The sequence below is a fragment of the Altererythrobacter sp. genome (assembly GCF_050299635.1).
Classification (GTDB): Bacteria; Pseudomonadota; Alphaproteobacteria; order Sphingomonadales; family Sphingomonadaceae; genus Erythrobacter.
Genome location: NZ_JBNKWF010000001.1, coordinates 174,881 through 198,116 on the forward strand (window position 1 = coordinate 174,881; position 23,236 = coordinate 198,116).

Genomic DNA, 23,236 nt, shown 5'->3' on the forward strand with positions numbered 1-23,236 from the left:
CCCGCTTACTGTGCCGTTGCGTCGGCGTCCGGCACCAGGCGCATCAGCTGCACGGCTTCGCCGCTGGCCAGGCTGGCGTCTCCTGCCAGCTCGAACAAATGCTCGTGGCCGACCTTGTCGGCAAACGCGTCTGCCACGACGATCTCCATTGGACCGGCAAATTGCAACAGGCGCATGGCATCCATCACCGCTGGCCCGAACACGTCGTAGATATACTTCTGCACGCCCACGACCGAACCGATGACCGAACCTGATGCGAGGCCGATCCGGCATTTCCAGTCCACCGGATGGCTGCGATTGCGTTGTTCGAGATAGCGCACGAAGCGCACCGCTGCATCGGCCACCGCCTGCATCGGCTTTTCCGAAGGATCGGGAACACCGGCAACGGTTATATAGAGATCGCCCACGGTCTTGATCCGCTCGCAACCGAACTGGTCTCCGATCCGGTCGAACGAAGTGTAGATGTCGTTGAGTTCGCTGACGATGACGCCCGCGTCCTGCTCGCTGACCGTCTGGGCGAAACCCGAGAAATCGAGGCACAGCACCGCAACGGGATCATAGATGCGCGGCATCACCACGCCGAAGGTCTTGTATTCTTCATAGACCGAACGCGGCATCAAATTGAGCAGCAGCTTTTCGACCTGCTCCTTCTCGCGCTTGATCTCGCGCGTGTTGCGCTCGACCATCATCGAATAGGAATCGATCATCGATTCCAGTTCCTTGATCCGGCTGATGTTCTGGCACACCACCACCGCGACAGGCTCGGCGCCATCTAGTGCCCGGTTGACCGCGAGCGCAATCGTCATCGTGCGGCGGCGAAGGCGGAAGCTCGCCTCGCTATTGTAGCGCCCCGTGTCCGCCAATGCCTGTTTGACCACCTGCATATCGATCGCGGGAAACAGTTCCGAAAGCGGTTGCCCCAGTTCGATTTCGGCGAACCATTCCTTGAACGTATCGTTGAAGAAGCGGATGCGCAGATCGCCCATGTCCAGCAGCGCGACACCTACACCGATGGCGCGCAGCAATTGCTCGTTGATAGCTTCAATCGACATGGCGGATCACGAATTCACGACCAGATTGCGCCGCTGCGCGAACTCGCCAACGATGGTCTGGGCATCTTCTTCGGAAATACCGTGATCGCTGAGCGTTTGCGTCAGGATCTCTGCAAGCCGTGCGAAATGATGCGCTGAAATAGGCAGATGGCGGTGCGTTTTTTCAATTTGCGTATCCGTGTAGGATACCGGGCCGCCCATCAGCGACGAAACGAACTTGGTCTGATGATCCACGATCTTCGCGAATTCCACTTCATCGAAGAACGGACCGATATCGTCATCATCCATCAGCCGCTCATAGAGATCGAGCACGATCTTGCTGACTGAAGAAAAGCCACCGTATTTTTCGAACATAGTCTGATTGCCCATCAAAATTCCTCTTCGTTAGGCTACCGGCGACCGCAATGAATGCTGCGCCTTATGGTTCAGAAAATCAACCGGAAGTGGTTGCTAGGCTGCAACTGCAGTCGTCATGAGATGTTCTGCCATCCAGTTCTGGTTTGCCTTGATCGCGAGTTGCAGCGATTCGTGCAGTTCGGCCAGGTGTCCGAGACTGTAGTCGAGCCCGGCAATCTCGTCCGTAATGCGGAAGATGTCGCGCGAAATCGTATCGCGCGTTCTCGCGTAGTCGTCCAACCGGCCTTTCGCCCAGCTATCCGCCAGCAATTGCGCGTCACGCAGGGCATCGGTGATCCCGTGTGCAGTGAGCGGGTCCTTGAAATATCCGGCATCGCCAACCAGCGCCCAGCCATAGCCGCAGGCCTGCCGCATATGCCCAGGAGCCCCGGCAAAGGCCACCAGTCGCCCGGTCAGCTGCGCACCTTCCAGCTCCTGTGCCAGTTGCGGCATCAATTGCGCGAGGGCCGCCCTGAAACCTTGCTCGCGCATAACGCCGCGAAAGCGCTGCCGGTCGCCCGGCCTGATCGAGAGGAATACATTGCTGTTGCCATCATTGGTGGGGATGATTCCGCCACCGCAATGTTCGCCCCAGTGCCAGCGGTAGCCGCGATTATGCAGCCCCTTGAAATAGCCATAGATGCAGTAGCTTGTGTTGGATGCGCGCTTGAGCGTCTCGGCCCCGGCCTCGCGCGCGACAAGCGAATCCCGCCCGTCCGCCCCGATCACCATTTCGGCTTCGACGTCGTGAATCACGCCATGTCTGTCACGCAAGGAAGCCCCGCTTACGACCCCGCCCCTGCCTCTCAATAGTCCCGTTAGCGACATGCCGAACCGGCAGTCCACTCCGGCATGGCATGCGGAAGTCGCAAGCTCGCTGTCCAGCACCATGCGGCGCGGCGCATAGAGTGCCGGAATGCCGAGTGAGGGCTTGATCGTGATGTCGATCGGTGGCCTTTCGCCATAGATGAAACTGGTCGAGCGGATCGGCGGCGTGCCAGCCGCTATGATCTGCGGCAACACGCCCCAGTTCTGGAGTTGCATGACCGCGCCGCGCATCAATGCATGGGTCGAAAGCGTGTCACTGCCATACGGCGCGCGGTCGACCATCAGTACCCGCGCGCCGTGGCGAGCGAGCAGCATCGCGGTGCTGGCCCCCGCGCAGCGGGCACCGATCACGATTGCGTCATAGGATTTGGCAAGGGGTTTGGTGTTCTCGATCATCGTAATGTCCTCAGGCGGCAATGAGACTGGATTCGCCCAGATGGGCAGCAATGGCAGGAGCGAGGGCTTCGGCATCGCGCCCAACCCCGTCGATGAAGCTGGATGCACGGTGGCGCATATGCGGCAGGCCCAGCACGAAGAGGCCCGGAACGTCGCAAATGCCGCCCTGCTGCCTGAGCTCGCCCGAGCCATCGCAGGCGTCGAGATGCAGCCAGGTGTAGTCACGGCGATAACCCGTCGCCCACAGCACCGTGTTGATGCCGAAGGACGGCAGCTTGATCGCACCACTCGCGGGCAGCAGCATCGGCGGGTTGCGCCATGCGCCTTCGTCTTCCGACAAGCCGGGAAGATTGCGTTCGATGTAATCGTCAATCCGGCCAAGCACGCGCTTGCGGCGCGCTTCGGCGCGTTCCAGTTGCGAGACGAGGTCGTTCGCAAAGGAAACGACAGGTCCATCGGCGGCAGTTGCGCGCCCCGTGACAATCACGCCCTCGCCAGCGAGGCGGTAGAGATCAATATTCTCACGATCGGGAGTACCGACGAGTTGGAGCGAAGGTTGCGCGATCATCTGCGCGGGCGAGCGCCCCTGCGGCGGTGCTTCGCCCAGATAACCGCTCGCACTGAACCAATCGAACAGGTCGCGCCCACGATAGCTGCGTGGCGTGCGCACGTGGCTTCCGGCGGAAATCATCACCTTGCGGCCCGACCGCGCTAACTCGCTGGCGAGTTGCACCCCGGTTGCGGACGCGCCGACGACCAGTACACCGCCGTCGGGCAATTCGTCAGCCGACTGGTATTCGGTCGACGCAAGCTGGTGGATGGCGGGGGAAAGATCACGCGCCCAGCCCGGCACATGCGGGCGGTCGCACGCCCCGGTGGCGACGACCACGCTGCGGGCAACCCAGGTTCCGCGCGATGTAACGGCCCTGAAGCGATCACCCAGCGGCTCGAGCGCAAGCACGTCCACGCCCTCGATAACAGGCAGTGCAAAATCCCGACGGTATGCGGCAAGGCGTTCCGGGAGTTCGCTTGCGAGCCGGAAGCTGCTGTCTTGTCCGAACAGCGATCGGCCCGGCAGGCGGGCCATCCAGCCAGGAGTCAGCAAGCGTAGCGACTTCCAGCGCTGGCTGACCCAGCGGTTGCCCACGGTCCCGCGTTCGAGCACGACATGATCGATACCTGCGCTGGCGAGGCATTGACTCATCGCCAGGCCGGCCTGTCCGGCTCCAATAATCAGGCAGTCTGTGAACTGTGCCACGGTGGGGCTCCTCTTCGGTTTGCCCATCCCTTCTGGCTGTTCAATGTATCGGCTGTGTGCCGCTGAAGCGGCTTTGGTGTTTCAATTGTAACAGCGGAGCGAATGCGTTTTGCGCGTATGCAAAGAGGCCCGCCGGGATCAACCGACGGGCCTCTGCTTGCGGGGGATTTTCGATCAGGCGACCTGCGCGTTCACCGAAACCGGCACGCCATTGGTCATCACGTCGAACACGGCCGAGCGGGCAACCGACTGGCGGACGATCTTCTCGAGCGTTTCCGCATCTGCGTCGCCGTCAATCTTCACCGTCACGCGCACGCCGTTGAAGCCGTTGCGGCTCTGCGGGTCGATGCCGAGGATGCCGGTGAGATCGATATCGCCTTCAACCTGGCATTCGACCGACTTCAGCTCGACCTGGCGCATTGAAGCGATGTTGCCAATGCCGGCAGTCAGGCAGGCAGACAGAGCGCCCAGCAGCAGTTCAGCGGGAGTCGGGGCATTGTCGGTGCCGCACAGAACTTCGGGGTGGTCGCCTTCGATCGTGTAGCGCTGGTTATGCTCGTTCTCGCAGCAGGCGCCGTAGAAATCGTTGAAAGCGATCCGGCTATGCGTGCCCGAAAGCCATTCGCCATTGGCACGGAAGGTGAAGCGGGCGATTTCGCGCTGCTTGTCGACGGCGCCAAGCGTGGCGACGAAAGTGGGAACATCAACGCCGTTGATGGCAACGCGTTCCGGCTTGGTCATTACTTCGGTCATCAATTCTCTCCTGTCTCGGTAGGGGGTAGTCATTCTCGCTCGCACCAGGTGCGGACTGAGTGACAGGAGATATCGACGCGCAACGTTTCAGTCGGATGCCGCCATAGCAGGTCTTTTGTTTCGATCGTTTCAGAAGGCCGGCCCGGCGCGGGAGCCGCCGGGCACAACCGCTCAATGGCCCGCAGGCGCTTCCTCGACTGCGCGGGTCCGGGCCACATTTCCGGCGGCAAGCGCAAAGCCGAACAGCAGGACGTAGCATGCTGCAGGGACGCAGAATGCCAGCACGTAGCCGCCCATCCCAGACACCACACCAACCAGCGGCGGCAGGAACGCACCGCCAATGATGCTGGTGCATAGCATTCCCGAGGTTGCTTCCTCGCTTGCGGTCGACCGTTCAAGCGTGAGTGTGAAGATCACCGGGAACATGATCGAGTTGAACAGTCCGATCGAAAGGGCGACGAAGCCCGCGGTTACGCCCCCAACGGCAAAGACGTAGATGCACATCGCGGCAGCCGCTGCGGTGAACACTGCGAGCAGTCGTGCAGCCGGTATGCGTGCGAGCAGAACGGTGCCGATCGCGCGACCCACCATGGCTCCGCCCCAATAGAAGGCCACCGCCCGGGCAGCTTCCTGCAGTGAGACGCCCGGAACGCCGTCATTCCCCATTACCGTGCCAAGAAGCGGTACGCCGAATGCCGCATCGGACTGGCCCCAGATGCTGTTGTCGTTGAGGAAGAATGCCATCTGCGTGCCGATCGCGACCTCCGCACCGACATACAGGAAAATCGCAGCGCCGCCGATCATGGCCCAGCGAGACGCGAACGCTTCTGCGATCATCGCAGCAATGCCCTTGGCGGGCGCAGGTTCGGGTGCAGCGGAGGAGACCGTACGACGCGACAGCCAGAAGAATACCAGCAGCAGCAGGAGAAGGCCGCAGATCCAGAAATAGGCGCGATCGATTCCGGCCAGTGCATTGGCGCGCACTTCCGGCGTGATCGTGACCCCTTCCTTGACCTCGACCCCCTGCAGGAACAGCCCGGCGCCAATGATCGGACCTATGAAAGTGCCGAAGGAATTGAATGTCTGGGACAGGGTAAGGCGGAAGTGGCTGCCCTCAGGCTTGCCGAGTGCGGCGGCGAGCGGGTTTGCGGCAACCTGCAGAATGGTGATCCCGCTGGCGAGTCCGAACAGCCCGACCAGCACCAGCGTGTAGCTGGCGATATTGGCCGCGCCCAGCATCACCAGACAGGCACCAGCCATCATCCCCAGCGCCAACAGGATTGCCGGCACCGGGCGAAGCTTTGCGATCAGCGTCGCGGCCGGAAAGGAGATAAGACCATAAGCAATGAAGAAGGCCGAGGCGGAGAGCTGAGCCTGAAAGTCGGTGAGCGTGAAGATGCCCTTCACCGCTGCAACCAGCGGATCGATCAGAGACGTGATGAATCCCCAGGCAAAGAACAGCGTGGTTACGGCAATGAAGGCAGCACGAATCGATGCAGCATTCTTCTGTTCCATGAAATCTTCCCCTCCCAATGGTGATGCGTTTTCGCACGCGAATTGCGCTTGCAGCCACCTCAGCCCGTGCGAGTGACACGCTCTTCCAGAGAATCCAAATGCTTCTTCAGTGATTCATCGGTGATTACGTATTCTTGCCCGATAGGGCTTGCAGGCCGAGCCCTACCGCGCCGGTAACTCCGGCATCGTCACCCAGGCCCGGCAAGACGATGAGGTCAGTCAGATCGCGGTCATAGGCCGCAACATATCCGTTGAGGCTCGCGCGGGCGGCTTTGCGCAGGCCTTCCAGCAAGCCCGGCGTCTTCATCACGCCGCCACCGAAAATAAGCCGTTCGGGCATGTGCAACAGCACCAATGTTGCGGCGAACTCGCCGAGATAGCCTGCTATCTGCTCGACCTGCTCTGCGGTGCCATTCGACAAATCGTGCCCCCAGCGCGCCTTGACCGAAGGACCGGCGGCAAGACCTTCAAGGCAGTCACCATGATAGGGGCACGCACCCGGCCAATCATCGCCTGGCTTGCGCGCCGGGCGCAAATGCCCGCTTTCATAGTGCGAGAAGCCGGCCAGCGGCACGCCGTCCTTGACCACACCTGTGCCGATCCCCGTTCCCACGGTCGTGTAGGCGACGGTCGAGCAGCCCTGCCCCGCGCCTGCCCGCCATTCGCCAATCGCAGCCCCGTTTACATCGGTATCGATCAGGATCGGCACGTTGAACCCGGACAGCGCATCCTGATATCGCGCGCCGCTCCAGCCGGGTTTGGGCGTAGTCGTAAACGTCCCGTAGGTGGGAGAGGCCGGATCGATATCGATCGGTCCAAAACTGCCGATCCCGAATGCTCCAATTTCACCATGCGTATCGGCCTGAGCTTCGAACCAGCTCACCATCTCTGGAAACGTCTCGCGGGGATGGCGCGTGTCGATCCGATGGCGTGCCACGATCGAGCCATCGGATTGTGCCAGGGCAAGGATGAACTTGGTTCCACCCGCTTCAACAGCACCGACCAGACTCATTAGGCAATCTCCTCCGCGCCCCAAGGCAATTCGCGCTCAATTGCATTGGTGCTAGCACCTTGGGAAATCTGCGCTACCCATCGGCACACCCTGTTGCACAGTTTGGCTATAGAGCCGCGCGGCTACGGCCCCTGGCGAAGCGCAAACGAGCAGGACAGCAGAGAAAGGTGATTTGTCCGCGCCCCATCTCTCGGCTAGATCACGCTTATGATAGCCAGGTGGGAGTAAACGCTTGAAGAAGACCCTTATCGCCGCGGCCCTTGCATTGGTGCCGCTGGCTATGCCGGTCCAGGCCAGATCGGACCTTGAAGACACCGCCGCACAGCAGGTTGTCGAGCTTTCCAGCGCCGCCATTGCGCTGCGTTCCGTGCGCGGCGAAGGCAATCAGACCAGGGAAGTGGCCGAGCTATTCCGCGATACCTTGCTGGCGGATGGCTGGTCGGCGAACGATATCGAGATCGTCCCGCTTGACGATACGGCCTATTTCGTCGCCACCTGGCAAGGCAGCGATCCCTCGCTTGGCCCGATCGTGATCAGCGCGCATTTGGATGTGGTCGAGGCCGATCCCGCGGATTGGGAACGCGATCCTTTTACGCCGGTCGTGGAAGACGGATATCTCTTCGGGCGCGGGGCGAGCGACACCAAATTCGATGCAGTCCAAGCCATGATCGCAGTGATGAAGCTGCGGCAACAGGGTTTCCGTCCGAAGCGCAGCATCGTGATCGCCTATTCGGGCGACGAAGAAACCACGATGGCCACCTCACGCGCTATCGCCGATCGGCTGAAACACGCAAAGCTGGTGCTCAATGTCGATGGCGCTTCAGGGACGCTCGACGAAACCAGCGGCAAACCTGCCTATTGGAGCTGGCAGGGTGCCGAAAAGACCTATGGCGACTTCAAGCTGGAAGTGACCAATCCCGGGGGGCACAGCTCTGCCCCGCGCGACGAGAACGCCATTGCCCAGCTTTCGGCCGCCCTCGCCCGGATCGGTGCCTATCGCTTCTTGCCGGAATTGAATGACATTACGCGGGATTATTTCGAGAAGGCGGCGGACTTCGAAAGCGATCCGTTGCTAGCCGCCGCAATGCGCGCCTTCGCCAAGGACCCGACAGACAAGGCGGCAATTGCAGTGCTGCGCAGCAATCCGGCCATGATCGGCAAGATCGGCACAACTTGCGTTCCGACCATGGTCGAGGCGGGCCACGCGCTCAACGCCTTGCCGCAGCGCGCCACGGGCTATGTCAACTGCCGCATCTTCCCCGGCCATTCAAAGCAAGAGATCATCGCGGAGCTGGCCAAAGTCGCAAACGAACCGGCGATGACGATCGAGGAAATCAACCCCGAATATGTCACCACGGCGCCAGCTTCCCCCTACGATAAGAGTTTCGTCGAAGCTGCGACCAAGGCTGTCCATTCCGCATTTGGAAACGTGCCGATCATCGCTTCGCAGGCGTCCGGCGCTTCGGATTCGATGTGGTACCGGGCATTGGGCGTGCCGAGCTATGGCGCGAGCGGCACATTCACAAAGGACAGCGAGGACTACTCGCATGGCCTCAATGAGCGCGTGCCCATCGGCAACATCGACCGCAGCCTGAAATATTACGAGGTGCTGCTGACCGAACTGGCTTCGAAATGAAAATATTCGCGACTGCACTGGCAAGCGCTGGGCTCTTTCTCTCGACGCCTGTTGCCGCCAATTCGCTCTATGTCGAGACAGGCAGGCTGCTCGACGTCGAAAACGGTGCTGTTCTCACTGGCCAGTGCGTATTGATTGAAGGCGAGCGGATAGCGCGGGTAGAACCTTGCAGCGATACGCCGGAGGGTGCCGAGAAGGTGGACTGGAGCGCCTATACGGTGCTGCCCGGCCTGATCGATTTGCATACGCATCTGTCGGATACAGGCACGAGCGCCGATCTATCCGATCCGCTGAAGACTTCGCCCGTCGATACGGTGCTTATCGGTGCACGTAATGCCCGTGTCACGCTCGAGGCCGGGTTTACCACCGTACGTGATGTCGGAACCTATCGCGGGCTGACCGACGTGGCCTTGCGCAATGCGATCAACAAGGGGCTGGTGCCGGGACCGCGCATGTTCGTGGCGGGTGCCTATCTCACCCATCCGGGCGGTGGGGGCGAGTTGAACGGCGTGGTGCCCAATGACCAACTGCCCGCCGACATGCGCTACGGTGTGCTTACCAGCCCGGCGGAGGCGAGTGAGAAGGCCGAATATCTGTTCGACCACGGCGTCGATTTCCTGAAGCTGATCGGCACCGGGGCGGTGCTCGCCATCGGCACCGAACCGGGAGAGCCCGAACTGACCGAGGAGGAGATGCGCGCGGCGGCTCAAGTGGCCAAGGCTCGCGGCTCCTACGCCACCGCCCATGCCCACGGCGCAGAAGGGATCAAGAACGCGATCCGCGCGGGCGTGCGCTCTATCGAACACGCCAGCCTGATCGATGAGGAAGGCCTGGCGATGGCCAAGGCGCACGGCGTCTGGCTCGTGATGGACGTATTCAATGGCGATTATATCGATGAAGTTGGCACCGCCGAGGGCTGGCCCGAGGAGTACCTGCGCAAAAATCGCGAGACGACGCAGATACAGCGCGACAATTTCCGCCGCGCGGTCGAGATGGGCGCGCCGCTCGCCTTTGGCAGCGATTCAGGCGTCTACCCCCACGGCATCAACGCGCGCCAGTTCGGCTATATGGTCGCCAATGGGATGACGCCGCTACAGGCGATCCGCGCTGCCACGCTCAGTGCCGCGGAGGTGATCGGCCATCAGGACGAGCTGGGCAGTATCGCAGCGGGCCAACTCGCCGACATGATCGCCGTGTCAGGCGACCCGCTGGCGGATGTGACGGTGCTTGAGCACGTCGCGCATGTGATGAAGGGCGGGGAGTTGGTGAGGTAGCCCAATTGTCCGAATGTGGGTCGGAAGGGGACGTTGAAGCGAGATGCGTAGTGTGGCACGACATCGAAGTGACTAAGCTCAAACCATCGCAGATCTTCGGTATCATCTTAATAGGCTTGGTAGCGGCAATCCTTTCAGTCGATCTACTAAAAGCAATGTCGGCCCAGCCGTGCCCATCTGGACCCAACTGTTATCCTTGGGGCGCTGAGGGTCCAGCCGCTGGAAGTTGGAGCTACGCCAGCAAGTCCAACTATCTTGTGAGAGGTATTACCCAGTTGGGGCTGCTTATTGGTGCCGGGACATATTTGATATGGACGGCAGGTCGCGAGCAAAGTCTGAACCTTGGCGAGCGGGGCATATTCATTGCGGCTTTCGGAGCGGCAGCGTTGCTACAATTCATCTGATACCTGGTGCCCGCAATTGGATCGATTGCAGTCGTCTGCGGCGTCCTCGCGCTAGACCGCGCTGAACCGCCCGAACTTCCCGCCATCGGCGATCACCTCGCGCGCGCAATTGTGCCCCGGCGCGCCGGTCACGCCGCCGCCCGGATGGGTTCCCGCGCCGCACATGTAGAGCCCCTTCACCGGCCCGCGATAGGCGCCATTGCCCAGAACAGGACGCGCAGACCAGAGCTGGTCGAGGCTCATATGGCCGTGCATGATATCTCCGCCGACCAGGCCGAACTTGCGATATAGCCCCTTGGGGCTCAACACTTGCCGCCCGAGGATCGAGGCGCGGAAGCCCGGCGCATGCCGCTCGACCGTATCGATGATCGTGTCCGCCGCGGCGTCTTCCTCGTCATCCCAATCCCGCCCATCGGGCAGCTCGGGCGCGAATTGCTGGCAGAACAGGCTGGCGACATGCTGGCCTTCGGGTGCGAGGCTGTCATCGACCGTGCTCGGAATCAGCACCTCGACAATCGGTGCCTTCGACCAGCCATGCGCCTTCGCATAGAGGAAGGCCTTGTCCATGTAATCGAGCGTCGGTGCGATGATGATGCCCGACTGGTGATGCTCGCCCGGTTCGGGCAGGCAGGTAAACTTCGGCAATTCGCTCAAGGCGACATTCATGCGGAAGGTGCCACCGCCCGCCTTGAAGCCGCGCATCCGGCGGCGGAAATCCTCGGGCTGGTGCTCCTGCCCTAGCATTTTGCCATAGAGCAGCTTTGGCCCGACATTGGCGATCACGCGGCTGGCGGCGATCTCTTCACCACTTTCGAGCTTCACGCCCGCCACCCGGTCGCCATCGACCAGCACGTCTGCCACTGGGCATTCGAGGCTGATCTCCACGCCCAGATTGCGGCAAACCTTGGCCATGATCTGCGTGATATTGCCCATCCCGCCGATCGAATGGCCCCAGGCGCCCTTCTTGCCGTTCACCTCGCCGAAGACGTGGTGCAGCAGCACATAGGCGCTGCCCGGCGTATCGGGAGACGCGTAGTTCCCCACAACGGCGTCGAAGCCAAAGGCGGCCTTGACCGGCTCGCTCTCGAACCACGATCCCAGGAAACTGGTTGCGGATTTGGTGAAAAGGTCGAGCACATCGCGCTTCGCCTCGAGGCTGAGCTTTGCCATCCCCCAGCCCTGTGTCGCCCCCGCGACCAGCGTTCGCAGCCCTTCCCCGACATTGGGCGGGCTCTTGAGCGCAAGGTCGCGCAGCACTTGGGCCACGCCCTCCAGCGCGTCGTAATAGGCTGGCAGCGCCTCGGCATCTGTATTTGAAAACTTGCGGAACTCGGCCTGCGTCCGCTCCAGCCCGCCACCGAGTTTCAAATAGCCGCCATCAGGCTGAGGCAGGAAATTGGAGATCGGGCGTTCGACCACGCGATAGCCATGGTCGTGAAGCCGCATGTCCGCGATCACCTTGGGCTGCAGCAGGCTGACAGTGTAGCTGGCGACCGAATTGCGGAAACCGGGATGAAACTCCTCAGTCACAGCGGCCCCGCCAACGACATCGCGCCTTTCGACGATCCGAACCTTGAGGCCCGCCTGGGCGAGGTAGAAGGCGCAAACGAGGCCATTGTGGCCCGCGCCGATAATCACTGCATCATATTGCTTGGTCATGCGCGGCTCCATCCGGCAGCGGGCTGGTGTTCAAGGCGCGCTTCCGGGATCACGTCGCGCATCTTCTTGCAGAAATGCTTCAGGCAGACCTCCCTGTCGCTCAGCGGCCCGATCGAGAAACTGCGGCTATCCATGCCCTGCTGAACGCGGGTGATGAGCGCGGTATCCTCGGCATTGACCTGTCGGTTGATGCGCCAGTTGAGATAGCGCGCGGCACGCATCTCCCTGCGATCATCCGGCAGTACATATGAAATTTCGCGGATCAGGCAGGTCGTGGGGCTGACCGGCAACCACTGCATGAAGTCGACCTGGTCGGGGTAGATATCGAAAGCGACATTGGGCCACAGCTTGAAATAGAGCCAGTAACGCTGGCGGTCCTCCGGCAGGTGCGGAACTGGCGGCAACAGGTTTTGGTACAGACGTTCAGACCAGTTGTCCGATGGCCGATCGACCATTGCCCCCCACATGCGGTCGACATTCTCCTGCGCTTCGACGCCATAGCCCTTGCCGAACAGGCGGGTGAGGCCCGGATGTGCGACGGGGATGTGCAGCCCGTCCGAATAATTGTCACCGACGTTCTTCCAGTTCACCTCGCGCGGACGCAGCGTGACGCGACCCAGCGCTTTCAGTTCTTCGAAGCGATAGGGGGCGACCATATCCTCATATGGCGCCATCATCCGCGCGACGGATGGTCCGCCATCGTCTTCAAGCCGCACGAAGATAAATCCGCGCCAGATTTCGAGATCGACAGGCACCAGCCCGGCTTTGCCCTTGTCCAGCGTAGGATAGCTGGCGCTGTCGGGAACCCCCGTCAGCCGTCCGTCGAGATCATACGTCCATGCGTGATAGGGGCACACAAGCTTCCTTGCGCAGCCGGTCGATCCGTCCACCAACCGCGATCCGCGATGGCGGCAGACATTGGTGAAGGCGCGCAGCACATCGTCCTTGCCGCGGACGACAATCACGCTTTCGCCGCAATAATCGAGCGAGTGCCAGTCCCCGTGCGCGGGAATGTCGCTTTCATGGCAGACCACTTGCCAGCTCGGGCGGTAAATCCGCTCCTGCTCCAGCGCGTAGAATTCCGCATCGCGATAGGTCCATGCGGGCAGGCTCCAGCCATCGAGCGGGTCGGTAGCCGGGGTGTCGTTTGCTGGTTGAGTTGCCATGTCCGAATCCTTGCTATACACTCGTATAACAAGATGCAGCAGCAAGTGAAAGCCTTTACCCGCGCCGATCCCGATGAGAGGCGGCAGAGCCTTATCCACGCTTGCGCGCGCGTGTTGGCCGACAAGGGCGCGGCGGGCGTCTCCGTGCGCGCGATCTGCGCCGAGGCGGGCGTCTCTCCCGGCCTGTTGCGGCACTATTTCGCGGGTGTGTCGGAAGCGATTGCGGAGACGTATCGTTGGGTGGGTGAGACTATTGGCGAGGCGCTGGAAGCGGCGGTGGCCGCCGCCGGCAGCGATCCGCGCGCCCGCCTGCTTGCCTATCTGGCCGCGAGTTTCCGTCCGCCGATCGCATCGCCCGATCTGCTCGCAACCTATGTTGCTTTCTGGAGCCTGACGCGCAGCGAGGCGCTGGTGGCACAGGTCCGCGGCGAGGTTTACAGCGAATACCGTCGAGGACTGGAAGCGCTTATCCGCGCCTATCGCCCGGCGGTGCAGGATGCCCGCTTGCCAGCAATCGCGCTGACAGCGCTTATTGACGGGCTGTGGCTCGAGCTTTCGCTCGGCCAGGCGCCCTTCACGCCCGAAGATGCGGAGGCTCTGGCGGAAAAGTGGCTAGACGGGCTGCTCGGTTAGCCGCGCTTCGCGCCTGGTCCACCACCACACCGGTATGCCTGCAAGCAGCAGTGCGAAACTCAACGAGCTGACATAGATGCCAGCGCCCCACAGCGCCCACAGCGCATACAGCGCTCCCGGCACCGCCCAGAAACGCGCGATATTCAATTTCCAAGCCGCCAGCGCGACACCGAGATAACACCACAGGGCAGCAGATGTCGTAAGCAACAGCAGGAATTCGAAAAGGCCCTGGGTACTGCGGCTTGTATTGAGCATCAGGACCACGCTGCCGATCAATGACGAGACAATCAGCGCCCGGCGTGGAGTACCGTTAGCATCGGTTACGGCAAACCAGCGGGGGAGTTCGCCCTTGCTGGCCATACATCGCGGCAGCTCGCCTTGAATCAGGACCCAGCCGTTGACGGCGCCGATGCAGCTCACGATCGCGAAAACAGCGATCAGCGCAGCTGGCCCCGCGCTCCAGTATCGTTCAACGAAGGTTGCAAAAGGTGCTGGCGAGCTACTAGCTATATCCTGGGGCAGCATCATCGCGATGGCGGAACAGACCACCATGTAAAGCAGCCCGGTCAGCGCCGTCCCCAAGATGGTAGCGCGCGGCACGTTGACCTCTGGGTCACGTACCTGCTTGGCAGCAACGCTGGCGGATTCGAAACCAAGCAAGGCCCAAAGAGTCAGTGCGGCGGCACCTGAAAGAGCAGGCAGGCTGATTTGCTCGGTTTCGAATGGAGCAATCTCGGCATTGCCGCTTGCCAGTTGCAAGGCGGCGATGACCACTACAAGCAGGAGTGGCACCAGTTTGATCAGCAAGGTCACGATCTGGAAATTGCCCGCAGAGCTCACACTGCGCAGGTTGATCAAGGTAATCCCCCATAACAATGCGAGTGCACCAAACGCGGGGAAGGCGCCCGCCTCAGGCACCAGCTCGGAAAGGTAACTAATTGCCGCAACGGCGATGGTCGGCGTGCCAATCCAGAGCGTCAGGAGATAGAGCCAGCCAGCAATAAAGCCCACCTGCTTCCCGAATGCTGTGCTGATGAAGCCGATCATGTCGTCGGCCCCGGATAACTGCCGCGTCAGACAAGCGAGCAGCCATGCGAGCACCAGCCCACCAGCAATGGTCACAATCCAGCCGCCCACAGCATTCCAGCCGTAGGGCGCGAGGCTGGCAGGCAGCAGGAACACGCCCGACCCGATCATGTTGCCCATGACCAGCGCGATGGCAGCAAAAAGGCCGAGCTTGCGGCCCGGCCTTTCTGTTTTCTCGATCATTCCCGGCGCTCGATCAGAAATCGAAGCCGGCCTTGATCCCGATGATGCGCGGCTTGATCACATAGTCGTAAAACACGCCGCCCGTATTGCTGAGGTTGCCCGGATCGCCGCAGGTCGTTTCGAGGCATTGCACCCCGCTGTTGATGACCCCGCGTTCGTCGAACAGATTGGTCGCGAAGAGTTCGAACCTGAGATTGTCCTTCTTCACACCCAGGCTGAAGTCGACCGTTGTGTACGCATCGAAAAAGCCCTTGAGAGCGTTTTCGAAGGTCCTCAAGTCACTCCGCCTCTTGCCGACATGCGCCAGTGCGCCCTGGACGTGCGCGTCCCACCCGCCCACAGGGAATTCGTAGCGAGCAACGGCATTGCCCTTGAACTTTGCGGTCACGGGCAAGCGCGTGCCTGAAGGCGCGAGCAAGGCGTTATCCGCCCCGTCACTTCCAGGCAGGGTGCAATCGAAACTGTCATTGGCAATCAGGCAGAAATCGCGCCGGATCGTGGCGTCATTATAGCTGCCCGAGAGCGCGAGCTTCAGTCCGCCCGCGCGATAGGACAGGTCCGCTTCGATACCCCGAATGCGCGCAATGCCCGCATTGCGGATTTCCGTCAGGCCGTTCTCGCCCAGGAAGGACAGCTGAATATCGCTCCAGTCCTCCTGGTAGATCGCACCGTTGAACGTGACATCGCCAAAGCGCGTTTTCCAACCCAGCTCGTAATTGTCGAGCTTGTCCGGCCCATAAGGGGGGATAGTGCCGCGGCGGTTGATGCCGCCGGGCCGGAAGCCCTGCGACCAGGTCGCATAGACCATGACGTCCGGATTGATCTTGTAGGTCGCGTTGACCTTGTAGATCGCATCGGTATCGGAGGTGGTCTTGTCGAGATTTGTACATGGCGTCCCGTCGACAACAGGCGGCGCGAGCGTACCGGTGGGGTTCTCGTTAAGCGGCGGGCCATCTGTTGTGAAACAACCCGACACGCCGGTGCGCGAAGAGAAGTTCTGCGCGTAGCCGAAGAAGCCGATCAGCGAGTTCTTGTATTTGTAGAGCCGCGCACCGCCCGTCAGCGTGAGCTTGTCCGTCACATCGAAGCTGAGCTCGCCAAAGGCCGCATAGTCGCGGTCGGTTCGGTCTTGCCTGGTCAACCAGATATCGCTGTTGGTGCCGGGAACGACGTTGATATCGGCGATACCGTCAACGATGTAGTTTTGCGTGATCTCGTGCTTCTGGCGCTGCGCGAACACTCCGCCGATGAAACGGAGCGGTGCATCCTGAGGGCTGCTGATACGCACTTCGCCAAAGGCGCGGCGGTATTTGTCGCCGCCCTGAATATATTGGTTGGGGCTGACGAGATCGTAATTGTTGTCGTAAAAATAGGCCCCGTAGCCATAGAGCGCATCGTAGAAATAGGCATAGTCCGAATAGTCGGCGTCCACCGTATCCTTGCGCCACAAATGGCCGCCGGTCGCGACGAGATCCCAATTGCCGATCTTGCCTTCGATCGTGAGCGCAGCCTGGAGCCATTTGTCCTTGCTGTATTCACGGTTGTACTGGACGGTCTGAAGGCTCTTGGTAACCGCGGAAGAACGCTCTTGCGCGAAGCTGCCGTCCGCCTGCTGGACCTGGCCCATAACGGTGGGGCGAATGGTCCAATTGTCGTCAAGTTCGATGCCCAGCGCCAGACGGGCACCATATGTATCGACTTCGTTATAATCGTCTTCGACATATTGCGCATTGTCCTGCGTTATGCCGGACGTGGGATAGGTGCGGCTGCCGGGAATATTGTCGATATAGCCCGCATCCTTGCGGTACCATGCAACCAACCTCAGCGCGGCACTGTCGGATAGCTGGGCATTATAGAACCCCTCTGCCGTGCCGCCGATCCCGCCATGCGCCACGCTGTTCAGCTCAAGATCCATCGCACCATAGCTGCCCGAGTAGTCGGGCTGGTTCGTGACCATCTTGATAGTACCGGCCATGGAGCTGGCGCCATAAAGAGTACCCTGCGGGCCAGCGAGCGCTTCGACGCGGGCAAGGTCATAGGCATGAATGTCCAGCGCACCCTGGATAGTCGTGATCGGCATTTCGTCGAGATAGGTGCCGACTGTCGGCAGCGAAGCCGAGTGGTTGGCATTCTCGCCCGAGGCGACACCACGGAAATAGACTTGCGCAAAGCCCGGCGCGAGCGTCTGGATGGTCACGGAAGGCAGAAATTTTACTGCGCCCTCCAGATCATTGACCTGCAGTTCGTCGAGTGTTTCCGTGCCCAGCGCGGTGATAGCGACCGGCACGTCCTGCAGGTTCTGGCTCCGCTTCTGCGCGGTCACTATGATGACATTGTTGCTTGCCCCGCTCTGCGCGTCCTGCGCCATCGCAGGTGAAACCGATGCCATTGCGCTTCCCGCAAGCAAGGCGACAGATAGGCTGCGAAGTCTTCTATTGTCCTGAGTAGTCAAGGATTCCTCCATCGGAAAACGTCCCTGGCTGCAATCCGCCACAAACTACGCGAATTGCCAAGATTCCCCGGAGGATAACCGCAAGTTTATCGCCGATCAGGGCCGGTTATGGCATTTTTGCCACATCACGCCTGTGAGCTGGCCTACCTTGCATAGGTTTGGGGGAGATCGCCCAGCGCTTCCAGCAGGGGGCCGAGCCACTGCGAATAGGGCTCCCACTGCCCCACCCCATCGCGGTTTATGGGGCGGCGCACCTGCTCCGAAGAAGCTGTGCGCACGGCGCGCGCATTGCGATGGAACTCCAGACAATCCTCTTCGAATGGAAGCCCCATATATTCGAGCAGCGCGCGCACTTCGCTTTCGGGATCGTCGAGCAGCCGCTCATGGATCACGCGATGGATGCGGCCAGGCATCACGCGATCATAGTGGTCCATCGCACGCACATAATCTGCATAGTACCGACCGATATGATCGAGCGAATAAGAGAACGCCTGCCCCTTGGCGAAATGCTGGCGAAAGTTGGAGAAACAGCAATCCAGGGGGTGTCGGCGCGCATCGATGATCTTTGCATTGGGCAAGATCAGGTGGATGAACCCGGCATAGCTCCAATTGTTGGGCAGCTTGTCGATATAGTACGGTTTGTGCGTCTTGCGTTGCACTCTGGTCCGCTCAAGGAACTCTGCACCCAGTTCAGCGAGGCGTTCCGGCGGCATCTCGGCGACAGCATCGGGCCAGTCGCGCAGATCGCCGCCCGACTGCCTGGCCTCGCGCATTGCCATGGCCGGGATGTCTGGCAGCTCCATCGTGCCTTCTACTTGCGAATGGCTGGAGAGAATCTGTTCCAGCAGCGTCGAGCCTGCCCGGGGCAAGCCCAGAATGAATACCGGATCGGGCGAGGGATCGCCCTCTCCCTCGTGAGCCGCCAGGAATTGCGGCGTCAGCACTTCTATCATGCGATCGACCTGCGCGCTGATCACTTCCGGCTCGTAACCCAGTTCCTCACTGCGCAGCGCGTTGCCTGCCTCGTAGTGATGGAAGCTCTTGTCCGCTTCGTGCCTGTCGCCCCATGCCTTGCCCAAGGCAAAGTGGAGATGCAGTGCATCCTCTTGCGAAGGCCCTCCAGCCAGTGCCGCTTCCATTGCGGCGACGTCTTCATCAGAAAAGCTCACCGTCTTGAGATTGGCCAGGCTCCACCAGACTTCGCCCAGGTCGTTCTGGCTTTCCAGCGCCTTGCGATATGCCGCAACGCCTTCGTCCAGCCGGCCCACGGTCTTGAGCATATGGCCATAGCTCATCCACAGTTTGGCATGGTCGGGGAAGGTTTCGACCAGCTCGTCATAGAGCTTGAGCGCTTCGTCATAATCGCCGATCCGCCCCAGCGTCGCGGCCATCAGGTTGCGATTGCCGGGATTGGCCGGGTCGCGCTCCAGCACTTCGTCGAGGACGCTCGCGGCCTCTTCATAACGGCTTTGCTTGTAGAGGATCGTCGCAAGGTTTGCCCGTGCCGCCAGGAAGCCCGGCGCCAATTCCAGCGCCCGGCGCAACAGTGCCTCGGAATCGCGGAATCGGCCGATCCGCGCCGCAAGTTCCGCCATCATGCGGATCGCCGCAACATCGGTGGGCTGTGTACGCAACCGGTCGCGCAGCAAGGGCTCCGCCTGCTGTAAGTCGCCTTCCAGCAAGGCCTGCGCGATCGCAAGCATTTGGGGATCATGCGTGGCGGCCCGGACTGCAGCCATCTCCGCCGCCTCAGCCTGCTCGACCTCTCCGACCGCACGCAATGCCCGGCCAAGCAATCGTTGCGCGCCAGCATTCAGTGGATCGCGCACCACTGCCTGGCGCAATTCGGCAACTGCACCCGCCGGATCACGCTCGATCAATTCGCCGATGCGCCCTGATTTCGGACTATTCGAACCTGATTGAACGCCGCTCATGGCGAGCGACTAACATTGGATAGACATGCGCGATAGGGGGATTGGCTACATCGTAGACTTGCTGCTGGCGATCACCGTTCCACCAATCGGCGCAGGAGGCCGTGGAGCTGCTCGATCTCGTCCTTGCCAGGGTTTTGCGTCAGGTCGGCGTCGATCCCCAGCGACACCCCGGTTCATCAGGGCGCGACCCTCCCGTGGATATGGATCATCATATGTGATAATATGCGCATTCAACCTTCAGCTGCTTGAGAGAACGTGCCTGGCATCATGAGGAGGCGCATATGGCTTACTGGGAGTTCAAGGGCCGCGAATTGGTGAATTGCAGTTGCGACTACGGCTGCAACTGCCAGTTCGGAGGATTGCCGGACAAGGGGCATTGCCATGCGGTGTTTGGAATGATCATCGACGAGGGCAAACATGGCGATACCGACCTTTCCGGACTGAAAGTCGGCGCGATCTTCAAATGGCCCGGGCCGATCCACGAAGGGCATGGCGAATGCGTGGCCTTTGTCGATGAAAATGCCAGCGAGGCGCAGCGTGCGTCCCTACTGACGATCATGACCGGCGGCGACACCGATCCCATGGCGACCTTTTTCGCCGTGTTCGCAACGACCGTCGAAACCATGCACGAACCGGTCTTTGCGCCAATCGAATTTGACGTCGATATTGACGGTCGAAAGGGGCGCTTACGGATTCCGGGTCACGTCGAAATGGAAGGCGAACCGATCAAGAGCCCGGTCGACGGTCGTGAAATCCGGGCCCGCATCGACCTGCCGGACGGTTTCGAATACGAACTTGCGGAGATTGGATCGGCCACCAGCACGGGTACCAGTCCGGTGCCGATCGAACTTGCAGGCAGCTATGCCCAGTTCGCCAATCTGCATCTCAATAGCCATGGAGTTGTCCACTCATAATGGCGGCGGGCATCGCGCGGGCTCTGCGCGCACCCCGGTTTATAACGATTGCCGGGCTGACATTGATGACCGCACTCGCCTGGCTCTGGATTGCAAGCGGAGCCGGGATGCCGCATGGCGCCCAGTACAGCCTGTTCCCCTTTGCTGCCGATGCGGGGAGATCTTCGCAGGCTATGGCGCAGGGCATGGCTATGACGGTTTGGTCCGCGCACAACATCCTGCTTTCGTTCGCCATGTGGTGGGTCATGATGGTGGCAATGATGATCCCCGCTGCGGCACCGGTCGTGCTGCTGTATGACCGGTCCTACCGCACCAGCTACGGGTCAGCCACTCCCCCAATCTGGCAATTCGTGAGTGGTTACATCGTTGTCTGGGGAGTATTTTCCGTTTTCGCCGCTGTGGCACAGATTGCGCTGAGCCAGGCCATGCTGCTTTCGCCCGCGATCATGGCACTCGAGATGGACCTGCTTTCGCCAATCGTTCTGATCGCTGCGGGGATTTACCAGTTGACGCCTGCCAAGCAGGCCTGCCTGCGTCACTGCCGCAATCCGGCACTCTTCATTGCCCGCCATCACTCTCCCGGCGCTGCAGGAGCATTCCGTCTTGGTCTGATCCATGGCGCATATTGCCTGGGATGCTGCTGGCTTTTGATGCTGCTGCTGTTCGTGGGAGGGGTGATGAACCTGGTCTGGATTGCCATCCTTACGCTCGCTGTCGCCGCTGAGAAGCTTCTCCCGTATGGCAGGAAGGTGAGCCTTGCCCTGGGTGCAGCATTTGTAATGCTAGGCGGATCGATGCTGTTCGGCATCCAAGTCTGATCGGAAATCAAACAGATTGATAGTCGGTACTGGCAATCAGGCGACAAGTCCTGCCATCAATGTCTCGACGGTCTGGCGCTTATAGCGTTCGTGCAGAGCTTCGTCGGCTGCGGGAATACCGCCGAACACAGCCGCGAGCGTGAAGCGGTTGGAGTAGAGGCCATCGGCCGAACCGATCGTGTTGAAATAGAAGAGCTTGGGATCGACCTGGCGAAATTCGCCCGCCGCGATTCCATCCTCGATGATCCTGTGCTGGGCCTTGGCGATCGGCTTCAAAAGCTCTTCGGCAATATGGTGAACGCGTTCGGCCGACGCTTCGCGCACCATCGCCTGGATCAGGCGGTTGAGATAGGGGATCTGGTAGTAGGTATCGAGAATCCCTTCGAGATGGATGCGCATCCGCTCCGTCGGTGTAACGTCGAGCCGGAACAGCGCCTCCAACTGGCGAATTCGGACCCCCACATCGCGGTCGAGCAAGGCGAGGAGCATCCCTTCCTTGTTGCCGAAATAATAGCGGATCATGCCGTGATTGACCCTGGCACGCGCGGCAATATCGAGGATCCCGATCTCGACCGTGTCCTGTTCGCGCATCAGCGAACTGGCGGCGTCCAGCAGTGCATCGCGGATAACTCCCTTGGGCAATTGCCGCGCAGTCTTGAGGGCCGATTCTCGTCTCATGTAGCCTCTCTTGAGCAGCTTGTTGATGCGATTGCAAATGCTCCAACTGCGCCTGTCAGAACTGAATATCTATTGATTTTGGCAAGGCTGGCGAACGCTGATCCAGACGCGCTTGGCGCCAGGTTGACGAATCAGTGCATTTACATCGCAGGTCGCTTGTCATGGCCCGGTGAATCGTGGTGCGCAGGCTCGATGGGTTAATAATTGGTGCCGCAGGCCTGCAATTGCCCTCACAGATCCCACCGAAACCCCACATAAATCAATGAAATCATGAATGATTACGTCGCATCCTGCCTTGAAGGGCATAGGAAACGGTACATTTACACTGCTCTGTTAGGACGATCCGAGCTGAGGAACGGATCTTGCGGGACCTATTGGAACGACATTTTGCCAACGAAAGGCTCCGCCACGCGGCCATTGCCATGTTTGTGGCGATGCTGCTCGCGGTCGTCACGATCTTGCGCCCGCTCGACATTGCAATCTGGTCAGTCCAGTCGAAAATGTTCAACCGCGCTCCAAGCGGCGAAATAGTCCTGGTGACCGATCAATCCCAGCAGCTCGGCAAATCACGCCTTCGAACAAATCTCAATGTCCTCAATGCGGTCAAGCAGCTTGACGATCAAGGTGCGAGGCTGATCGTTATCGATTCACCTTTGCAGCGAAGCGCTTCATTGCAGATTGACCGCGAATTGAGGTCAGTCCTTGAGCAGAACAAGGACCGTATCGTTCTCACCCGGACGGTCCGCAAGGACATCGACGAGAACGAACTGGTCGAAGCTGGCAGTCCGTTCTTCGAGCAAGGCATGCGCATCGCGAGCAGCGACATCCAACCCGATTTCCTCGGTCTAGTTTGGGGGATAGAAGCGTCCCATTCTGACGGCGGAACCACCTATCCCTCAATCTGGAACACAATAGCAAGTGATGGTCACGCTCACTCGGCGATCTATCCTGACTATTCGATCGACACTTCGCAATTGGTCCAGGTGGACCTGGCCGCTCTCGGCGGCGGAGAGTACGCGATCCTCGAAGCCGTCCGCGGCAAAAGCGTCGTCATCGGCGAGCTTGGCCATGACAGGCGTTCACTTAAGGCACCAGATGCAAATCATGGCGAAGTGTCTTCAGGCCTGATCCAGGTCATTGCAGCAGAAACCTGGCTGCGCGGCGCGGGCCAGTTTGTAGGATCGTGGCT

General features: G+C 60.6%; 19 protein-coding genes. 6 read left to right on the forward strand and 13 right to left on the reverse strand.

The window, feature by feature from the left end; genetic code table 11:
* Nucleotides 1–5: 5 nt before the first annotated feature.
* The 7 genes from ACQY6C_RS00840 to ACQY6C_RS00870 form a co-directional block, all read right to left on the reverse strand.
* Nucleotides 6–1,052 carry an adenylate/guanylate cyclase domain-containing protein gene (locus tag ACQY6C_RS00840; protein ID WP_427963646.1) on the reverse strand — a complete coding sequence of 349 codons (1,047 nt, stop codon included), beginning with the start codon at nucleotides 1,050–1,052 and terminating at the stop codon, nucleotides 6–8.
* A 6-nt stretch (nucleotides 1,053–1,058) separates the two neighbouring features.
* On the reverse strand, nucleotides 1,059–1,421 hold the full coding sequence (locus ACQY6C_RS00845; protein ID WP_427963647.1) for a group I truncated hemoglobin: 363 nt from the start codon (nucleotides 1,419–1,421) through the stop codon (nucleotides 1,059–1,061).
* An 81-nt stretch (nucleotides 1,422–1,502) separates the two neighbouring features.
* The gene (locus ACQY6C_RS00850) at nucleotides 1,503–2,672 is read right to left on the reverse strand and encodes an NAD(P)/FAD-dependent oxidoreductase (RefSeq protein ID WP_427963649.1); all 1,170 of its coding nucleotides are present in this window, start codon (nucleotides 2,670–2,672) and stop codon (nucleotides 1,503–1,505) included.
* A gap of 10 nt (nucleotides 2,673–2,682) precedes the next feature.
* On the reverse strand, nucleotides 2,683–3,930 hold the full coding sequence (locus ACQY6C_RS00855) for a flavin-containing monooxygenase (RefSeq protein ID WP_427963651.1): 1,248 nt from the start codon (nucleotides 3,928–3,930) through the stop codon (nucleotides 2,683–2,685).
* A gap of 174 nt (nucleotides 3,931–4,104) precedes the next feature.
* Complete coding sequence (locus tag ACQY6C_RS00860) at nucleotides 4,105–4,683, reverse strand: OsmC family protein (RefSeq protein WP_427963653.1); 579 nt, start codon at nucleotides 4,681–4,683, stop codon at nucleotides 4,105–4,107.
* A gap of 171 nt (nucleotides 4,684–4,854) precedes the next feature.
* The gene (locus tag ACQY6C_RS00865; RefSeq protein ID WP_427963654.1) at nucleotides 4,855–6,198 is read right to left on the reverse strand and encodes an MFS transporter; all 1,344 of its coding nucleotides are present in this window, start codon (nucleotides 6,196–6,198) and stop codon (nucleotides 4,855–4,857) included.
* A 124-nt stretch (nucleotides 6,199–6,322) separates the two neighbouring features.
* Entirely contained in the window at nucleotides 6,323–7,210 is an 888-nt protein-coding gene (locus ACQY6C_RS00870; RefSeq protein ID WP_427963656.1) for an ROK family protein, read from the reverse strand.
* Between the two features lie 232 nt (nucleotides 7,211–7,442).
* Here ACQY6C_RS00870 and ACQY6C_RS00875 point away from each other — a divergent pair, with 232 nt between their 5' ends.
* Together ACQY6C_RS00875 and ACQY6C_RS00880 are read left to right on the forward strand one after the other, a co-directional pair.
* A complete protein-coding gene (locus tag ACQY6C_RS00875) occupies nucleotides 7,443–8,846 on the forward strand; it encodes a M20/M25/M40 family metallo-hydrolase (RefSeq protein WP_427963658.1) in 1,404 nt (467 codons plus the stop codon).
* Entirely contained in the window at nucleotides 8,843–10,120 is a 1,278-nt protein-coding gene (locus ACQY6C_RS00880) for an amidohydrolase family protein (protein WP_427963660.1), read from the forward strand. Before ACQY6C_RS00875 ends, ACQY6C_RS00880 begins: the two co-directional genes overlap by 4 nt.
* A 455-nt stretch (nucleotides 10,121–10,575) precedes the next feature.
* Here the strand turns inward: ACQY6C_RS00880 and ACQY6C_RS00885 are convergent, their stop codons facing one another.
* Nucleotides 10,576–12,183: a phytoene desaturase family protein gene (locus tag ACQY6C_RS00885; RefSeq protein WP_427963662.1), complete on the reverse strand. Its 1,608-nt coding sequence runs from the start codon at nucleotides 12,181–12,183 to the stop codon at nucleotides 10,576–10,578.
* Nucleotides 12,180–13,349: an aromatic ring-hydroxylating oxygenase subunit alpha gene (locus tag ACQY6C_RS00890; protein ID WP_427963664.1), complete on the reverse strand. Its 1,170-nt coding sequence runs from the start codon at nucleotides 13,347–13,349 to the stop codon at nucleotides 12,180–12,182. The genes ACQY6C_RS00885 and ACQY6C_RS00890 overlap by 4 nt, the downstream gene beginning before the upstream one ends.
* A 33-nt stretch (nucleotides 13,350–13,382) precedes the next feature.
* On the opposite strand from ACQY6C_RS00890, the gene ACQY6C_RS00895 reads away from it, so the two are divergent.
* Nucleotides 13,383–13,982, forward strand: coding sequence for a TetR family transcriptional regulator C-terminal domain-containing protein (locus ACQY6C_RS00895; RefSeq protein WP_427963666.1), 600 nt, complete (start codon nucleotides 13,383–13,385; stop codon nucleotides 13,980–13,982).
* Here the strand turns inward: ACQY6C_RS00895 and ACQY6C_RS00900 are convergent.
* The 3 genes from ACQY6C_RS00900 to ACQY6C_RS00910 all read right to left on the reverse strand — a co-directional run bounded on the left by ACQY6C_RS00900 (nucleotide 13,962) and on the right by ACQY6C_RS00910 (nucleotide 19,637).
* Nucleotides 13,962–15,251 (reverse strand): amino acid permease, encoded by a 1,290-nt coding sequence (locus tag ACQY6C_RS00900; protein WP_427963668.1) that lies wholly within the window; start codon nucleotides 15,249–15,251, stop codon nucleotides 13,962–13,964. The genes ACQY6C_RS00895 and ACQY6C_RS00900 overlap by 21 nt on opposite strands.
* A gap of 13 nt (nucleotides 15,252–15,264) precedes the next feature.
* Nucleotides 15,265–17,640, reverse strand: a complete 2,376-nt coding sequence (locus ACQY6C_RS00905; RefSeq protein WP_427963670.1) for a TonB-dependent receptor — start codon at nucleotides 17,638–17,640, stop codon at nucleotides 15,265–15,267.
* A gap of 206 nt (nucleotides 17,641–17,846) precedes the next feature.
* Entirely contained in the window at nucleotides 17,847–19,637 is a 1,791-nt protein-coding gene (locus ACQY6C_RS00910; protein WP_427963672.1) for a sulfotransferase, read from the reverse strand.
* 281 nt (nucleotides 19,638–19,918) lie between these two features.
* On the opposite strand from ACQY6C_RS00910, the gene ACQY6C_RS00915 reads away from it, so the two are divergent.
* Both ACQY6C_RS00915 and ACQY6C_RS00920 read left to right on the forward strand, forming a co-directional pair.
* Nucleotides 19,919–20,551, forward strand: a complete 633-nt coding sequence (locus ACQY6C_RS00915; RefSeq protein WP_427963674.1) for a DUF1326 domain-containing protein — start codon at nucleotides 19,919–19,921, stop codon at nucleotides 20,549–20,551.
* Nucleotides 20,551–21,369 (forward strand): DUF2182 domain-containing protein, encoded by an 819-nt coding sequence (locus ACQY6C_RS00920; RefSeq protein WP_427963675.1) that lies wholly within the window; start codon nucleotides 20,551–20,553, stop codon nucleotides 21,367–21,369. Before ACQY6C_RS00915 ends, ACQY6C_RS00920 begins: the two co-directional genes overlap by 1 nt.
* 36 nt (nucleotides 21,370–21,405) lie before the next feature.
* On the opposite strand, the gene ACQY6C_RS00925 is transcribed toward ACQY6C_RS00920, so the two are convergent.
* Nucleotides 21,406–22,047: a TetR family transcriptional regulator gene (locus ACQY6C_RS00925; protein WP_427963677.1), complete on the reverse strand. Its 642-nt coding sequence runs from the start codon at nucleotides 22,045–22,047 to the stop codon at nucleotides 21,406–21,408.
* Between the two features lie 422 nt (nucleotides 22,048–22,469).
* Between ACQY6C_RS00925 and ACQY6C_RS00930 the strand changes: the two genes are divergently transcribed.
* Nucleotides 22,470–23,236, forward strand: a 767-nt coding sequence (locus ACQY6C_RS00930) for a hypothetical protein (RefSeq protein WP_427963679.1), incomplete at its 3' end; no start/stop codon positions are given.

Bases quoted from the DNA above. Each gene is read 5' to 3' on its own strand.
- ACQY6C_RS00915 (WP_427963674.1), top strand. From the start codon at position 19,919: ATGGCTTACTGGGAGTTCAAGGGCCGCGAATTGGTGAATTGCAGTTGC.
- ACQY6C_RS00910 (WP_427963672.1), bottom strand. From the start codon at position 19,637: ATGAGCGGCGTTCAATCAGGTTCGAATAGTCCGAAATCAGGGCGCATC.
- ACQY6C_RS00870 (WP_427963656.1), bottom strand. From the start codon at position 7,210: ATGAGTCTGGTCGGTGCTGTTGAAGCGGGTGGAACCAAGTTCATCCTT.
- ACQY6C_RS00880 (WP_427963660.1), top strand. From the start codon at position 8,843: ATGAAAATATTCGCGACTGCACTGGCAAGCGCTGGGCTCTTTCTCTCG.
- ACQY6C_RS00845 (WP_427963647.1), bottom strand. From the start codon at position 1,421: ATGGGCAATCAGACTATGTTCGAAAAATACGGTGGCTTTTCTTCAGTC.
- ACQY6C_RS00840 (WP_427963646.1), bottom strand. From the start codon at position 1,052: ATGTCGATTGAAGCTATCAACGAGCAATTGCTGCGCGCCATCGGTGTA.
- ACQY6C_RS00890 (WP_427963664.1), bottom strand. From the start codon at position 13,349: ATGGCAACTCAACCAGCAAACGACACCCCGGCTACCGACCCGCTCGAT.
- ACQY6C_RS00925 (WP_427963677.1), bottom strand. From the start codon at position 22,047: ATGAGACGAGAATCGGCCCTCAAGACTGCGCGGCAATTGCCCAAGGGA.
- ACQY6C_RS00905 (WP_427963670.1), bottom strand. From the start codon at position 17,640: ATGGCATCGGTTTCACCTGCGATGGCGCAGGACGCGCAGAGCGGGGCA.
- ACQY6C_RS00865 (WP_427963654.1), bottom strand. From the start codon at position 6,198: ATGGAACAGAAGAATGCTGCATCGATTCGTGCTGCCTTCATTGCCGTA.
- ACQY6C_RS00850 (WP_427963649.1), bottom strand. From the start codon at position 2,672: ATGATCGAGAACACCAAACCCCTTGCCAAATCCTATGACGCAATCGTG.
- ACQY6C_RS00920 (WP_427963675.1), top strand. From the start codon at position 20,551: ATGGCGGCGGGCATCGCGCGGGCTCTGCGCGCACCCCGGTTTATAACG.
- ACQY6C_RS00895 (WP_427963666.1), top strand. From the start codon at position 13,383: ATGCAGCAGCAAGTGAAAGCCTTTACCCGCGCCGATCCCGATGAGAGG.
- ACQY6C_RS00900 (WP_427963668.1), bottom strand. From the start codon at position 15,251: ATGATCGAGAAAACAGAAAGGCCGGGCCGCAAGCTCGGCCTTTTTGCT.
- ACQY6C_RS00885 (WP_427963662.1), bottom strand. From the start codon at position 12,183: ATGACCAAGCAATATGATGCAGTGATTATCGGCGCGGGCCACAATGGC.
- ACQY6C_RS00860 (WP_427963653.1), bottom strand. From the start codon at position 4,683: ATGACCGAAGTAATGACCAAGCCGGAACGCGTTGCCATCAACGGCGTT.